This is a genomic window from Synechococcus sp. PCC 6716 (genome assembly GCF_022570815.1).
Taxonomy (GTDB): domain Bacteria; phylum Cyanobacteriota; class Cyanobacteriia; order Thermosynechococcales; family Thermosynechococcaceae; genus Thermosynechococcus; species Thermosynechococcus lividus.
On record NZ_JAKLTU010000029.1, the window covers coordinates 22,345 to 36,827 of the forward strand.

General features: G+C 54.4%; 15 protein-coding genes. 8 read left to right on the forward strand and 7 right to left on the reverse strand.

Annotation, left to right across the window (positions count from 1 at the left end; genetic code table 11):
- Positions 1–2 precede the first annotated feature (2 nt).
- Entirely contained in the window at positions 3–185 is a 183-nt protein-coding gene (locus L5220_RS11360; protein ID WP_099799899.1) for a hypothetical protein, read from the forward strand.
- On the opposite strand, the gene L5220_RS11365 is transcribed toward L5220_RS11360, so the two are convergent.
- Together L5220_RS11365 and acs are read right to left on the reverse strand one after the other, a co-directional pair.
- On the reverse strand, positions 182–769 hold the full coding sequence (locus tag L5220_RS11365; RefSeq protein ID WP_499573660.1) for a DUF4340 domain-containing protein: 588 nt from the start codon (positions 767–769) through the stop codon (positions 182–184). The two genes, L5220_RS11360 and L5220_RS11365, sit on opposite strands and share 4 nt — an antisense overlap.
- 15 nt (positions 770–784) lie before the next feature.
- On the reverse strand, positions 785–2,755 hold the full coding sequence (gene acs, locus L5220_RS11370; RefSeq protein ID WP_499573662.1) for an acetate--CoA ligase: 1,971 nt from the start codon (positions 2,753–2,755) through the stop codon (positions 785–787).
- A gap of 132 nt (positions 2,756–2,887) precedes the next feature.
- On the opposite strand from acs, the gene L5220_RS11375 reads away from it, so the two are divergent.
- The 5 genes from L5220_RS11375 to L5220_RS11395 all read left to right on the forward strand — a co-directional run bounded on the left by L5220_RS11375 (position 2,888) and on the right by L5220_RS11395 (position 9,223).
- The gene (locus L5220_RS11375) at positions 2,888–4,477 is read left to right on the forward strand and encodes a glucose-6-phosphate isomerase (protein WP_499573663.1); all 1,590 of its coding nucleotides are present in this window, start codon (positions 2,888–2,890) and stop codon (positions 4,475–4,477) included.
- Positions 4,477–5,040: an ABC transporter substrate-binding protein gene (locus L5220_RS11380; RefSeq protein WP_499573665.1), complete on the forward strand. Its 564-nt coding sequence runs from the start codon at positions 4,477–4,479 to the stop codon at positions 5,038–5,040. The genes L5220_RS11375 and L5220_RS11380 overlap by 1 nt, the downstream gene beginning before the upstream one ends.
- Positions 5,006–5,506 (forward strand): extracellular solute-binding protein, encoded by a 501-nt coding sequence (locus tag L5220_RS11385; protein ID WP_499573667.1) that lies wholly within the window; start codon positions 5,006–5,008, stop codon positions 5,504–5,506. The genes L5220_RS11380 and L5220_RS11385 overlap by 35 nt, the downstream gene beginning before the upstream one ends.
- Before the next feature lie 76 nt (positions 5,507–5,582).
- The gene (gene gyrA / locus L5220_RS11390; protein ID WP_499573668.1) at positions 5,583–8,150 is read left to right on the forward strand and encodes a DNA gyrase subunit A; all 2,568 of its coding nucleotides are present in this window, start codon (positions 5,583–5,585) and stop codon (positions 8,148–8,150) included.
- Positions 8,147–9,223, forward strand: a complete 1,077-nt coding sequence (locus L5220_RS11395; protein WP_499573670.1) for a RuBisCO accumulation factor 1 — start codon at positions 8,147–8,149, stop codon at positions 9,221–9,223. Before gyrA ends, L5220_RS11395 begins: the two co-directional genes overlap by 4 nt.
- A 60-nt stretch (positions 9,224–9,283) precedes the next feature.
- Here L5220_RS11395 and mdh read toward each other — a convergent pair whose 3' ends face one another.
- The 4 genes from mdh to L5220_RS11415 all read right to left on the reverse strand — a co-directional run bounded on the left by mdh (position 9,284) and on the right by L5220_RS11415 (position 12,206).
- Complete coding sequence (gene mdh, locus L5220_RS11400; RefSeq protein ID WP_499573672.1) at positions 9,284–10,219, reverse strand: malate dehydrogenase; 936 nt, start codon at positions 10,217–10,219, stop codon at positions 9,284–9,286.
- Positions 10,220–10,432: a photosynthetic/respiratory NAD(P)H-quinone oxidoreductase subunit O gene (gene ndhO, locus L5220_RS11405; protein WP_099799102.1), complete on the reverse strand. Its 213-nt coding sequence runs from the start codon at positions 10,430–10,432 to the stop codon at positions 10,220–10,222.
- Between the two features lie 62 nt (positions 10,433–10,494).
- The gene (locus L5220_RS11410) at positions 10,495–11,571 is read right to left on the reverse strand and encodes an ABC transporter ATP-binding protein (RefSeq protein WP_499573674.1); all 1,077 of its coding nucleotides are present in this window, start codon (positions 11,569–11,571) and stop codon (positions 10,495–10,497) included.
- Positions 11,572–11,738: 167 nt separating this feature from the next.
- The gene (locus L5220_RS11415; RefSeq protein ID WP_099799100.1) at positions 11,739–12,206 is read right to left on the reverse strand and encodes a DUF4079 domain-containing protein; all 468 of its coding nucleotides are present in this window, start codon (positions 12,204–12,206) and stop codon (positions 11,739–11,741) included.
- A gap of 247 nt (positions 12,207–12,453) precedes the next feature.
- Between L5220_RS11415 and L5220_RS11420 the strand changes: the two genes are divergently transcribed.
- Positions 12,454–13,248 carry a TrkA C-terminal domain-containing protein gene (locus L5220_RS11420; RefSeq protein WP_499573676.1) on the forward strand — a complete coding sequence of 265 codons (795 nt, stop codon included), beginning with the start codon at positions 12,454–12,456 and terminating at the stop codon, positions 13,246–13,248.
- A gap of 78 nt (positions 13,249–13,326) precedes the next feature.
- Here L5220_RS11420 and L5220_RS11425 read toward each other — a convergent pair whose 3' ends face one another.
- On the reverse strand, positions 13,327–14,079 hold the full coding sequence (locus tag L5220_RS11425) for a transposase (protein WP_499573677.1): 753 nt from the start codon (positions 14,077–14,079) through the stop codon (positions 13,327–13,329).
- A gap of 101 nt (positions 14,080–14,180) precedes the next feature.
- On the opposite strand from L5220_RS11425, the gene L5220_RS11430 reads away from it, so the two are divergent.
- Positions 14,181–14,483 (forward strand): transposase (locus tag L5220_RS11430; protein ID WP_499573681.1); only part of this gene is annotated, 303 nt, incomplete at its 3' end.

Sequence of the window (14,483 nt, forward strand, 5' to 3'; positions counted from 1 at the left end):
CAATGGTGACAGTAATTAGTGAGTTAGAGCAACCCATCACCTTCGATAGTTTTTTTGGCCCGCTGACCCTCCAGCCGGGTCGGAATGAAAATGTTGATGAACGCCGTTGGCGCAACTGCAAAACCCACAATGCAGATTTGCAAGCCTTACTGAAGAAAAACCTGATTCGGGTGGCTGACGCTTAGTTTGAGGGTTCGGGTGAGCGTGGGGCTGGCTGGCGCTCCCACTCGATCAGGGGACGTTCAATAGCATTTTTCAGGTCTAAGGGAACCAAGGTGACTGTCATAGTGTCACGAGGCTGTGGTTGGGGGTCAATTTCGGCATAGAGTTGCCGGCCATCAAAGGTCGGGTTGCCCAGTAATAGCCGATGCTGCGTGCCATCCTTAAGGGTAATCTCTAGGGTAGCCATGGGGGGCAAAAGGCCATAGTCAGCGGCACGATTCGTGGGCACGTCAAGGGAGCGATCGCGCTCACCCGTGGTCAGCAAATTTAATAAAAAGACGACGGTTCCCTCTTCCGCTGGCACCTCCTGCTCTCGCTGAATGACCCACGTCCCCGTTTCCTGCTTTTTGAGGTTAAGGGTGTACTGGGGCGCCACAATCTTGAGAGCGGTAACATCCGCCTCTTGGAAGCTAAAGAGGCGAGCCTTGGTTTGTTGACTTGGTGCGTTTGGTGCCGGTAGTTGTTGCTCAAATAAAAAGAGGCTGCCTCCCAAAATGGCCGCAGTTGCCAGCAAAATCAGCGTTTTTGTGCGAATGCCAGTCGCCATCAGACTCCCTATGGCCTACGCTCCCTGACGCAATTTATCGAGTACCGAGCGATCCTCAAGGGTTGAGGTATCCCCTGCCACCTCTTCCCCAGCGGCCAAAGAGCGCAGTAACCGCCGCATAATTTTGCCGGAGCGGGTTTTGGGCAGCGCATCGGTAAAGCGAATCTCCGCTGGGCGTGCCAACGCACCGATCTCCTTAACGACGTGCTGCTTGAGTTCCTGCTGCAGGGTCTCGGTGGGGGGAGTGCTACCTTCTAAAATCACGAAGGCCACGATATCTTCGCCCTTCACCTCGTCAGGCTTGCCAACAACGGCAGCTTCAGCCACCGCAGGGTGGGCGACCAAGGCTGACTCAATTTCCATGGTGCCTAGGCGATGCCCCGACACGTTAATCACATCATCCACCCGTCCCATGATCCAGAAGTCGCCGTCTGCATCTTTGCGCGCCCCATCCCCCGCAAAGTAAACGTACTGGCCGTTCTGGGGAGGAATATGCTCCCAGTACGTCCGGCGGAAGCGATCGGGATCGCCATAGACGGTGCGCATCATCCCCGGCCATGGGTGGCGAATTACCAGATACCCCCCTTCGTTGACCCCGACCGGGTGCCCCTCTAAATCAACAACATCTGCCAAGATGCCGGGAAAGGGTTTAGTGGCTGAGCCGGGTTTCATGGGGATGGCACCGGGTAAGGAGGTGATCATGTGGCCACCGGTCTCGGTTTGCCACCACGTATCGACGATAGGACAGCGTTCGCCACCAATGACGCGGTAGTACCACATCCATGCTTCGGGATTAATGGGTTCGCCAACGGTCCCCAGCAGGCGCAATGAGGAAAGGTTACGTGCCTTGGGCAGGTGCTCGCCCATTTTAATAAAGGCGCGGATGGCGGTGGGAGCGGTATAAAAAATAGTGACACCGTACTTTTCAATCACGTCCCAGAAACATCCCGGATTCGAGGCGCGCGGTGCTCCCTCATACATGACAGTGGTAGCACCGTTAGACAAGGGGCCATAGACGATGTAGCTGTGCCCCGTAATCCAGCCAACGTCGGCAGTACACCAATAGACATCGGTATCTTGCAGATCAAAGGTCCATTGGGTGGTGATGTGGGTATAGAGGTTGTAGCCAGCGGTGGTATGCACAACCCCCTTAGGTTTGCCCGTGGAGCCAGAGGTGTAGAGGATAAAGAGTAAGTCTTCACTGTCCATCGGTTCAGCGGGGCAATCGGCACTCACCCCTTTTTGGAGATCGTGCCACCAGTGATCGCGACCGGGCACCATGGTGATCGGCTGCTGGGTGCGCTGCACCACCAAAACGTGCTCGACGCTGGGAACCGCTTGATCGCTAAGGGCGCTATCGACTTGATCTTTGAGGGGAACAATGGCATCTTTGCGCCAGCCACCATCGGCAGTGACCACTAGCTTCGCTTGAGCATCAATGAGGCGATCGCGCAGGGCTTCGGCACTAAAGCCACCAAACACGACGGAATGGGGTGCACCAATGCGCGCGCAGGCGAGCATGGCGATCGCCGCTTCCGGAATCATGGGCATATAAATGCCGACGCGATCGCCCTTTTTAATTCCAAGTTGTTTGAGAACATTGGCAAACTGGCACACCTCGCGGTGCAGTTGGGCATAGGTGAGGGTGCGGCTATCGCCGGGTTCCCCTTCCCAGATCAGGGCTGCTTTGTTCTTGCGCCACGTGGTCAGGTGGCGATCGAGGCAGTTGTAGGTAATATTAATTTTGCCATTGACAAACCACTTGGCGGTGGGAGGCTGCCAATCGAGTACCTGATCCCAAGGCTGAAACCAGTCGAGTTCCTGCTGTGCCAGTTCCCCCCAGAAGGCCGCCGGATCTGCTTTTGCTTTGGCGTAGAGGTGCTCGTAGGCCTCAAAGGAGTTAATCCGTGCCTTCGCCACAAAGTCAGCGGGGGGGTAAAAAAGACGGTGTTCCTGAAGAATGGATTCAATAGTGGGGCGACTCATCCCTAGATTCCGTGGCAGCAAGATCTATCTTAACCGAGGAGGGATCGCCGCTATCTTGAAGACGGTGATGATTCCCTGCGGAGGGTAATTGTTGGGGTACGCTGGAATCGTAGCGCAATTTTTTTAATTTTTATGGATGCTTTGGCTCTTTGGCACCACTACCAAGACTGGCTGTACTACCACCCAGACCTTGATCTCTACGTTGATGTCAGTCGGATGGGGCTGACCCAAGACGTTGTTCGTGACCTAGAGCCTGCCTTTAGGCGCGCCTTTGAGCAGATGCAGGCTCTCGAAGCGGGGGCGATCGCCAACCCGGATGAAGGTCGAATGGTGGGGCACTACTGGTTGCGGGATGCCGACCTTGCCCCCACCCCAGAGATACGGGCTGAGATTCGCGACGGAATCGCCCAGGTGCATCGCTTTAGCCAGCACATCCATTCCGGCCAAATTGCCCCACCCCAAGGTGGACGCTTTACGGATATTCTCTCCATTGGCATTGGCGGTTCGGCMCTGGGCCCCCAGTTTGTGTCTGCCGCCTTAGCACCCGTTACCCCCCCCTTGGCCATTCACTTTCTCGATAATACTGATCCAGCGGGATTTGAGCGGGTTTTTGCCCAAATTGGCGATCGCCTGCGCACCACACTGGTCATCGTTATTTCCAAGTCTGGGGGCACCCCAGAAACCCGCAATGGCATGCTGGAAACGCAAGCCCGCTATCAGCAATCAGGCTTAGCCTTTGCTGACCACGCAGTGGCTATCACCATGCCCGGCAGTGGCCTTGCCCAAATTGCCGAGTCCAATGGCTGGCTGGAAATTTTCCCGATGTTTGACTGGGTGGGGGGGCGCACCTCCGAACTCTCCGCCGTGGGTCTGTTGCCCGCTGCCCTACAGGGGATTGACATTGAAGCCATGCTCCACGGGGCGCGGCAAATGGATCAGGCTACCCGGGTGCCGCAACTGCGCCAAAACCCGGCAGCTCTGTTGGCCTTGGCCTGGTACCACGCAGGGAACGGGCACGGCGAAAAAGATATGGTCATTCTGCCCTATAAAGATAGCCTGCTGCTCTTTAGCCGCTATCTGCAACAGTTAGTGATGGAATCTCTAGGCAAGGAGAAAGACCTTGCTGGCAACATTGTCCACCAAGGGATTGCCGTCTATGGCAACAAGGGTACCACGGATCAGCACGCCTACGTGCAGCAGTTACGCGACGGATTGGCAAATTTTTTTGTGACGTTTATCGAGGTACTGCGGGATGGCCAGCAACCGGGCATTGAGGTGGAGCCGGGCATTACCGCCGGTGACTATTTGAGCGGTCTGCTGTTGGGGACGCGCCAAGCTCTCTACGAAAAGGATCGGCCTTCCCTCACCGTCACCATTCCAGAGGTCACGCCTCGGACGGTGGGGGCACTCATTGCCCTCTACGAGCGGGCAGTAGGATTGTACGGCTTTTTAGTGAATATCAATGCCTACCATCAACCGGGGGTGGAGGCGGGMAAAAAAGCAGCCGCCGCCACTCTGGCGTTACAAAAACAGATTGTGAAGGTGCTCCAGCAGAGTGCTACGCCATTAGAGGTGCAGGCGATCGCCCAAGCGCTCAACGCCTCCGAGCAGCAAGAAACCATTTACCTGATTCTGCGGCATTTGGTGGCCAACGATCGCGGCGTGGCGCAACTGGGGGATCCGGCGTGTCCCAACCAACTACAGTTTTGTTGGCAACGCTAATGCAGCGACGCGAATTTTGTCAGGGGGGAGTGGCGATCGTCGCCATGGCACTAGCTGGGTGCCAAGGATCAAGCCAAGGGGGCATTACCGTACATCTGCTGCAAAAGTCCCTGCCGCCCCAACTCATCCGCCGTTTTCGCCAAACCCATGGCATTGGGGTGAACCTGCGCCTGAAAGAGACCCCCCAGAGCCTTGCCGACACCCTCGCCAACGACAACAGGGGGGCGGCCATCTTTAGCTTGGGGGATGCTTGGCTGGCAGCAGCCGTCGCCAACGGGTGGGTTCAGCCCATTCCCAAAAGCAGCATTGAAAATTGGTCGCTCCTTACCCCACCTTGGCGCACCTTCTTAGCACGGTTCAGCGCCAACGATGCCGTTTGGGGTATTCCCTATCGCTGGGGTGCCACCCTCATGGTGTATCGTCGCGATTTTTTTGCCAATTTAGGCTGGGAACCCACGAACTGGGATGCCCTGTGGCACCCTGACCTTGACGGGCGCTATAGCCTGCTGAACACCCCCCGCGAAGTGATTGGTCTCACCCTTAAGTCCTTGGGGCGCACCTGACCCCCCCGACCATCCAGACCTTGAAGCGCGATTGCTGGCGCTGCGGCAACGGTGCGGTTTCTTTAGCTCCGATGCCTATCTTCAGCCCTTGATCCTAGGCAGTACACAATTGGCCGTGGGCTGGTCGAGTGATATTTTCCCCCTCGTGCAGCGGCAGCCCGATACGTTTGCAGTGGTGGCTCCGGCGGCAGGAACTGCACTGTGGGCGGATCTGTGGGTGTGCTCCCACGTGCCCGATGCAGCGGCAACCGCTTGGTTACAGTACTGGTGGCAACCCACCGTAGCCGAGCAGTTAAGCCAGTTTACAACGGCAGTGTCCCCCGTCTTGGGGGATCTCAGCCTAGCCCAAGTGAATCGTTATGTTGATCTGCAAACCCTGTTGACCCGTAGCGAGGCACTGCTGCCCCTGCCTGCCGCCGCCCAGCAGACCTACAATCGCCTCTGGCAGGATATTTTTCTGACGTAGAAGAGGGCGCGATCGCCCACGCTGTCAAGGGTTGAACCCTTTCGTGGTAAAATAAGAGTCTCTCACGAGGCACACCATGACCTTTGCTGCTGATTCCAACCGCATTATCCCTACTGAACTGCGGGATGAGATTTCGCGCTCATACCTCGAGTATGCCATGAGCGTCATTGTTGGGCGGGCGCTACCGGATGCCCGGGATGGCCTCAAGCCCGTGCACCGTCGTATTCTCTACGCGATGCACGAGTTAGGTTTAACCGCAGACCGTCCCTTTCGCAAATGTGCCCGTGTGGTCGGTGAAGTGCTGGGGAAATACCACCCCCATGGTGACTCGGCGGTCTATGATGCCCTCGTGCGCATGGCTCAGGATTTTTCCATGCGCCATCCCCTCATTGATGGGCATGGCAACTTTGGCTCCATTGACAACGATCCGCCGGCTGCGATGCGTTATACCGAATGTCGGCTGCAAGCGCTGGCATCGGAAGCGCTGCTCCAAGACATTGAGCAGGAAACCGTTGACTTTGTTGATAATTTTGATGGCTCACAACAGGAACCCCTTGTTTTGCCCGCACGGGTGCCCCAGCTCCTGCTAAACGGCACCTCTGGGATTGCGGTGGGGATGGCCACGAACATTCCCCCCCATAACCTCGGTGAGTTGGTGGATGGACTGGTGGCACTGATCCACAGGCCTGACATCAGCGATCGCGAGTTAATGCGCTATATTCCGGGGCCTGATTTCCCCACTGGCGGGCATATTCTTGGCCAAGCTGGTATTCAAGATGCCTATACCACAGGGCGCGGCTCCATTACCCTGAGAGCCGTTGCCACCATTGAAACCCTAGAGGTGCCCGGTCGTCAGCCCCGCGAGGCCATTATTGTCACGGAGCTGCCCTACCAAACCAACAAAGCTGCTCTGATGGAAAAAATTGCTGAGTTGGTGAACGACAAAAAAATCGATGGCATTGCGGATCTGCGCGACGAAAGCGATCGCGAGGGCATTCGCGTGGTCATCGAACTCAAGCGGGATGCCTATCCCCGGGTGGTGCTGAATAATCTGTACAAGCAAACCCCCCTACAGGTAAATTTTGGCGCCAATATGCTGGCGATCGTCAACAACGAACCGCAACTGCTGACCCTCAAGCGCAGCCTCGAAGTGTTCCTGAGCTTCCGGGAAGAGGCGATCGCCCGCCGTACCCGCTATGCTCTGCGTAAAGCTGAAGAGCGAGATCACCTCTTGCAGGGATTGCTGATTGCCCTAGCCAACCTTGATGAGGTGATTCAACGCATCCGTGCTGCCAGCGATACCGCCTTAGCACGCCAAGACCTCATGCAGACCTATGCCCTCAGCGAGGCTCAAGCGGATGCCATTTTACAGATGCAACTGCGGCGGCTCACGGCTCTAGAAGCAGAAAAGATTCAGCGCGAACACGAAGAGCTCCAGCGGCAAATTGCTGACTTTCACAATATTCTTAGCCATCGACAACGGGTACTCGATATTATTGAAGCTGAGGTGTTGCAAATTAAAGAGAAGTTTGCCACACCGCGGCGATCGCAGATTGTCCAAGCCGACGCTGATATTAGCGATACCGACCTCATTGCTAACGATAAATCAGTGATTCTCGTTACCCAGCAGGGCTACATTAAGCGGATGCCCGTCGATACCTTTGAAGCCCAAAGTCGGGATGGCCGGGGTCGCAAAGGGGCGGAAATTAAAGAGGATGATGCGGTTGAGCACTTCTTTGGCTGCAACGATCACGATCGCATCCTCTTCTTTAGCGATCGCGGCATCGTCTATGCCCTGCCCGCCTATCAGATTCCCACTGGCTCGCGTCAAGCTCGCGGCACTCCCATTGTTCAACTCCTGCCCATTCCCCGCGAAGAGAAGATCACCTCCGTCATTGCGGTGCACGATTTTAGTGCCGACGAGTACTTAGTGATGCTCACAAGCAAGGGCTTTATTAAAAAAACGGCGCTTGCCGCCTTTAGTCATATTCGTACTAATGGCCTCATTGCAATTTCCCTTGAGGAGGGAGACCAATTGCGCTGGGTGCGGCGAACCCGCGAAGAGGACACCATTATCATTGGCTCACGGCAGGGCATGGCAATTCATTTTCGTGCCAGTCACGATCAGCTACGGCCGTTGGGGCGGGCTACCCGTGGGGTGAAGTCGATGAACCTGCGTCCGGGGGATGAGTTAGTGGGGATGGATATTCTGCCTGGGGCGATCGCCAAGAGCTTGAGCGCCACTGGCGATGATGGCGATGACACCGACGACAGCGACGAGGCGGCTGCCCAAAGTGCAGGGCCGTGGGTGTTGGTCATTACCACCAACGGTTATGGTAAGCGGGTGCCCGTCCAGCAATTTCGGTTGCAAAATCGGGCTGGAATGGGGATTACCGCCACTAAATTCAAAGCCAAGAGCAATGAAGATCACCTAGCAGCCTTACGGATTGTCAATGCCGACGACGAGTTAATGATTGTGACCAGTCGCGGTATTATCATTCGCCAAAAAGTGATCGATATTTCGTCGCAATCGCGCTCGGCAACTGGAGTGCGGCTACAACGGCTCGATGAAGACGACAGTATCGTTACGGCGGCGGTGTTACCCCCAGGGAGCATGGAGGCAGCGGAGGTTGATACCCCATGAGTCACGATCTTGATTCCCAGACCGCACAATTGCTGCAACGGCTGCGCCGCAAAGAAGGAACGTGGCAAGATTGGGGGCAAGGGTGCCAACACCTCCAGAAAGCTGGCCATTCGCCACAGGCTATTTTTGAAGCGACCGGTATTGAGCCAATTCACCAAAACCAGCTCATCATTGCTGTCCAAGTGGCGCAAAGCCTACGTGCTGGCAATGCCTCCCCTTCAGTGCTGGCCTACTTCCAAGAGCGCGGTAGTGATCTGCTTTACGAGTTACGGGTACTGTCCCAACGCGATCGCGTTGCGGCAGCAACCCTCATTGTTGAAAAGCAACTGGATAGAGCTACTGTCCATGAGGTGTGTCGCGCCCTCAAAACCATGAGCTACCAAAAGGGTGAGAGCGAACACTTTACAGATACCCTAGGCGATCGCATTGGTCACTATTATTGGCAGTTGGCACGGCAACAGCGAGATTTAGCCCAGCGATCGCGCCTCATTGCCCATGGATTCCGGTTTGTGGACTCAGAGAAAGGTCGCCGCGCCCTTGAAGCCCTCCTCACCGACTTGACAGTGGTGTCTGTCACCCCCCAGCCCCGCTTGCCGCTCTATCGCCTAGAGACTGCCGAAGAGTTACCTTACCTGATTCCTGTGGCTGGTTGTGCCCCTCTGACCGCGGCAGCCCTGACCGCGGTTCCAGCCCTCAAGCCCACAGGGGTCTTTTCACTGGTCAATGTTGAGCGCCCCCTCACCGTGGTTGCTTTGCCAGGATGGCAAGTGCTCTTAAATGCCATTGATCCGGTTGCCCTACTGTGGCCGGTGGCGGAGTTGCCCGCAGAACTACCCAATAGCGACAATCTGATCCCCATCACCCAAGTTTTACTGATTGTGGATCGGGGACAACAGGAGTGGCAGGGCGATCGCTACCTCCTCATCGAAGAGACTACCGCAGAGCCACTGCGTCTAGCTTGGTGTCCTCAGGCTCCTAGTGCTCCCATTCTCGGCCAACTCCTACTGGTGTTACGGCCAGCGCAAATCCTAGACAACACGGTGAACCGTGAACTATGGCTGCTCGAAGAGTAAGATCCTCATCCTCATAAACAGCAATCTCTGACCATACCCAACAGGGTTGGCAAATAAGCATCAATTCAGCAGGCTTTGGGTAGCAGCAATGACACCTTGGACGGCATAGGCTGAGGCGTGTAATGCGTGTAATTCACTCTCTGTCAGAGACAATTCAACAATTTGCGCGACCCCTTGGCGGTCAATGCGCGCTGGCACCCCAACATACATCCCCCTGAGATTGTAGGCGTGTTCAACGTAGGCACACACGGGCAATAATCGCGCTTGGTTCGAGAGAATCGCTTCTACCATCAGGGCAGTGGCAGCGGCGGGGGKATAAAAGGCACTGCCAGTTTGCAGCAAGTTGACAATTTCGGCACCACCATGACGCGTGCGTTGAATGAGGCTATCGATAGTGGCGGCAGGGAGCAGTTCAGTAATGGGAATGCCGCTAACACTGGAATAGCGCGGCAAGGGTACCATCAAGTCGCCATGCCCCCCCAATACCATGGCGCGAATATCTTTAACAGAAATGTTTAGCTCAAGGGCGATAAACGCGGCAAAGCGGGCGGCATCTAATACCCCTGCCATTCCCATGACTTTCTGAGGGGGTAGCCCACTCACCTGCCATGCCACATGGGTCATGACATCAAGGGGATTCGTAACCACGACATAGACTGCATCTGGGGCAACGGCAACGGCTTGGCGGGTAATGTCTTGGATCAGGTTGCCGTTGAGCTTCAGCAAGTCGTCGCGGCTCATCCCCGGTTTGCGGGGGAACCCAGCGGTAATCACCACAACATCAACATGATGAATGTCGCTATAGTCTGTTGTGCCTAGGATCTGACGATCGTGTCCTTGAATAAGCCGCGATTGGGTGAGATCAAGGGCAAGCCCTTGGGGGCGCCCGGCAATCACATCTAGCAGGACAACATCAGCAATATTTCCCTCTGCAAGTCGTTGGGCAAGGGCACTGCCGACATTTCCGGCACCGAGGACGGCCACGCGGCTAGACATTTACTGGCTCACTTCAAGTTGCTCAAGCTTTAGCCAAACGGTTGGGGTAGGCACGGGAAATTTAATTTGGGCATACTCACCGCGAATATCCACCACTTCGCCGCGCCCTTCAAATAGGTATGGCGGATAGCGGCGATCGCTGGCCAGCGCCTCCAAACTGTTGGTCAGTTTTTCAGCAATAACCTTAACAAAATCTCCTTTTTTGATGGCCATAGCACACTCCTGTCGAATTGCCCCCTATTTTAACCTTCTTGGGCTGGCAACTCTAGGTCACATCAGGTCTCTTTGGGAAAAAAGCGCACAGCCTCTGCAGGAGCGGTTAAGGCCACCGTGGCACCAACAGGAATCACTACATTCACGGGTAGGCGGGCATGGAGTTCTTTGCCCGACGGTGCCTGCACACAGTAGCGGTATTCGCGCCCTAGGAACTGGCGATCGCGAACAATTAAGGTGGTTTCTGAGGGGGGGTGTGGTTGGAGCATGACATCTTCTTCGCGAATCATTAGTTCACCCTGTACGGCTGGAGCAGCCTCTAGGAGGGGGAATGTGCCAATATCAGTGAGGACATGGCTACCTTGGGCACAGGCGGATAGAAAGTTGGCTTGGCTAATAAACCCTGCTACAAACCGTGAAGCGGGCTGACAATAAATATCTTCAGGGGTACCCACCTGTTCTAGGCGACCTTGGCGCATAACAGCTAACCGATCCGAGAGGCTCAGGGCTTCCTCTTGATCATGGGTAACAAAAATGGCTGTGGTACCGGAGGCCTTGAGAATCGTACGCAATTCCTCCCGTAGCTGTAGCCGAACTTGAGCATCTAAGTTACTCAGGGGTTCATCCAATAAAATCACCGCAGGCTGGGGAGCGATCGCCCGTGCTAATGCGACCCGCTGTTGCTGTCCCCCCGACAGTTCGTGAGGGTATCGCTTTTCCATCCCCTGCAAATGAACTAAGGACAGAATTGCCATCACCCGTTCTTGAATTTGCTTTTTACTAAAACGATGTTGTTGCAAACCAAAGGCAATATTTTCAGCAACCGTAAGGTGGGGAAACAGAGCAAAGTCCTGAAAAACCATCCCCAAGGAGCGCTGCTCCGGTGGCACAAATAGGCCTGGGGCCGTAACACAGCGATCGCCAATCGTAATTGTGCCCTGATCGGGCGTATCTAGGCCAGCAATGAGTCGCAGCAGCGTGGTTTTACCACAGCCAGACGGCCCCAATAACCCCAGAATTTCACCATCGTGCACCCTTAGGCTAACCTCTTCAATGGCTGGAAAATGGCCAAAGAGTTTACGCAAATTTGTCAGCTGTACAGCTGTGGCGGTCGGAGTTGTCAGGGAAAGGGTTGTCATAGCTGCCAAGAAGTAAACCGTCTGCAAAACCAAAAGCGTGGCGATCGCCTTTAAGAATTATTTGCAGTAATGCAAACAGTTCTATTCTGGCATAAAAGACTCTGCTTACTGCAGACTTCTTGCAACTGGTTAGCCAATGGTTGACAAAACGCGGAGCACTGGTTGTCCTAATTGGCGTTCAGAATTCGCTGGACAATTTGCAGCCCAGTCACAGCCTGCCAACCAAAGAACCCCACTAGCAGCATATTGAGGGTCATGTGCAGCACCCGCGCCACTTCACTGCCTTTTTGCATGAAGGGAGTCAAGCTAGCAGAAATGGCCACCAACCCTGTCATTGCCAAGCCAACAAGTAAGTGAGGCCCCACAAAGAGCTTACCGTTATTGATGTAGGTAGCCGCCATGCCTCCAATCGCTCCCAACACCATAAACGCCAGTAAAAATGCACCGACTTGGTGATGCTTAATATTCACCTTGGCTTGAATCAGTGCCTTCTTCTCCTCCCCACTAAGGGAGCGCAAGCGACGCGTTTGAATCCCTAAATACATCGCGTAGAGGGTTAATGCAAACAACACCCACATTAAAACTGGGTGGGCAAAGGTCACAATAGGCTGAAGCGGGGCAGGAATCTCAATCATTCTTGGTACGCAGAATTCGGCAGGGTGTTACAAAACTTATTATACGTGCCTTGGTGAATCAGCACGCAGTGGACACGCAGGCTGCCTTACCTCTAGCACTGCAGGGCTGATTACGAGCTATCTCAGCGTATGCTAAGGATTGTGGCTTAGAACCACAGAGACACTGAGGGCATGGAGAAGTGGCGCTGTATCTCTGTGGTGAAATTTCAGGTTATGGAGTCCTCTAGTCAGTTAGGAGGTGCTTTGCTTGGCAGCGCTAATCTCTGTTTTACTGACCATTACTCTGTCGCTATTGATCACTCGGATTGCCGCTGAAGCATTGACCTTGACTGGGCTATCTCGTGAGGCGGCTAAATTTCAAGCCCATTCTGCCATCACAGGTTCGGGTTTCACGACAAGTGAATCTGAGCTGGTGGTTGCTCACCCTGTACGCCGCCGTATTTTGATGTGGCTGATGTTGCTGGGTAATGCTGGGCTGATTACGGTGATTTCTTCACTGGTGTTGACGTTTATTAATGTGGCAGGGCCGCAAGAGTGGCTGCCTCGGCTGGGGTTGCTTTTGTTGGGAATTGCGGTACTGTGGGTGCTGTCAACGAATCGCTGGGTCAGTCGTTTGCTCTCGCATTGGGTGGAGTGGGCGCTCCGGCGTTGGACCCATTTAGACGTGCGAGATTATGCCAGCCTGCTGCGCCTTGCGGAAGATTATGGGGTGATCGAACTACAAATTGACCCCGACGATTGGCTGGCAGACAAGCCGTTGCAGGAAACGGATCTGTATCAGGAGGGGATGCTGGTGCTAGGAATCCAACGGTCTGATGGAACATATATTGGGGCACCTCAGGGTTCGACGGTGATTCATCCTGGAGATGTGGTGATTTTGTATGGTCGCCTAGATGCCTTCAGTGAGTTAGATTCTCGAAAAGCAGGGAGTGCGGGAGATCAGGCGCATCAGGAGGCGATCGCCCATTATCAAGAGCAGATCCGTTTAGCTGAGGGGGAGGTAGATCAGCCCCGCACTGTACCGTCGAGAGGTGGCCAGTGACGGGATACAGCCCCCGGCGCCAGTCTGCGACTGGCAGTCGTGACACTCCCCGCTGTGGAACGGCGAGGCTTCTCTAAGTTAGGCTAGAGCAAAACCAATCTGCCCTAACTTGACCTTAGAAGGGGCTGCCACAGCCCCTCTACACACTCCACTCAAATCGATATTGAGCTTTGTGCTTACCTTTCTCATGATGTTGCAGGCTCCATTACAGTCTGCATTGATGAGCCATCCTTGCGCAGTTCGGTACAGACCTCTAAGAACTCGTTTTCCTGATGCCTTCCACCCTTCAGGTTTTTCACCGAACGTAGGCAAGAAGTCATTATCGAAAAACGAGGCTTGAGACGTATACGATTCTTCGGTTTCGACTAATCGAATCCCGACAATTAAACAAAGCTGCTTAATTCGTCCAAACAGCTTGTAGTGCGGAATTTGCACGAACTCCTGATTCGTTTTTGCACCCAAATTGATTTCATCTTTCTGCCCGTTGTTTCGACCGTAGATGATCGTATCGATGTCGTTTTCCAAGCAGAAGTTGACGACCCACCGTGCTGCTTTGTTGATGTAGTCTCGCACGTAGCAATTTCGCTTATGGGTAATAAGTTGGATTCGCTTCGAGGTCGTGCCCTTCATGGATGGCTTGCCATGAGTCAGAATCGATTTGAATTTGGCAACCTGCTTATTGAACCATTGGTTTCGAGATTTCAACCCTCTACCATCCAGCACAAAGGCAAGTCCAGTATTTGTCACGCCGGTCAAGAGGTTATTCAGGCCTGGGTCAAGCGCTAAAACGTTCTCAGGACACAATTTGCAGCATTGAGCAGTCTTGCCCATCGTGAAGTGAACATACTCAACAACCCACTGCCCAATGCTGCAAATTGTGTCCTGAGAACGTTTTAGCGCTTGACCCAGGCCTGAATAACCTCTTGACCGGCGTGACAAATACTGGACTTGCCTTTGTGCTGGATGGTAGAGGGTTGAAATCTCGAAGCCAATGGTTCAATAAGCAGGTTGCCAAATTCAAATCGATTCTGACTCATGGCAAGCCATCCATGAAGGGCGCGACCTCGAAGCGAATCCAACTTAATACCCATAAGCGAAATTGCTACGTGCGAGTCTACATCAACAAAGCAGCACGGTGGGTCGTCAACTTCTGCTTGGAAAACGACATCGGTACGATCATCTACGGTCGAAACAACGGGCAGAAAGATGAAATCAATTTGGGTGCAAAAACGAGA

Coding starts and splice junctions, on each gene's coding strand:
- L5220_RS11360 (WP_099799899.1), top strand. CDS start 3: ATGGTGACAGTAATTAGTGAGTTAGAGCAACCCATCACCTTCGATAGT.
- L5220_RS11365 (WP_499573660.1), bottom strand. CDS start 769: ATGGCGACTGGCATTCGCACAAAAACGCTGATTTTGCTGGCAACTGCG.
- acs (WP_499573662.1), bottom strand. CDS start 2,755: ATGAGTCGCCCCACTATTGAATCCATTCTTCAGGAACACCGTCTTTTT.
- L5220_RS11380 (WP_499573665.1), top strand. CDS start 4,477: ATGCAGCGACGCGAATTTTGTCAGGGGGGAGTGGCGATCGTCGCCATG.
- gyrA (WP_499573668.1), top strand. CDS start 5,583: ATGACCTTTGCTGCTGATTCCAACCGCATTATCCCTACTGAACTGCGG.
- L5220_RS11395 (WP_499573670.1), top strand. CDS start 8,147: ATGAGTCACGATCTTGATTCCCAGACCGCACAATTGCTGCAACGGCTG.
- ndhO (WP_099799102.1), bottom strand. CDS start 10,432: ATGGCCATCAAAAAAGGAGATTTTGTTAAGGTTATTGCTGAAAAACTG.
- L5220_RS11410 (WP_499573674.1), bottom strand. CDS start 11,571: ATGACAACCCTTTCCCTGACAACTCCGACCGCCACAGCTGTACAGCTG.
- L5220_RS11415 (WP_099799100.1), bottom strand. CDS start 12,206: ATGATTGAGATTCCTGCCCCGCTTCAGCCTATTGTGACCTTTGCCCAC.
- L5220_RS11425 (WP_499573677.1), bottom strand. CDS start 14,079: ATGGGCAAGACTGCTCAATGCTGCAAATTGTGTCCTGAGAACGTTTTA.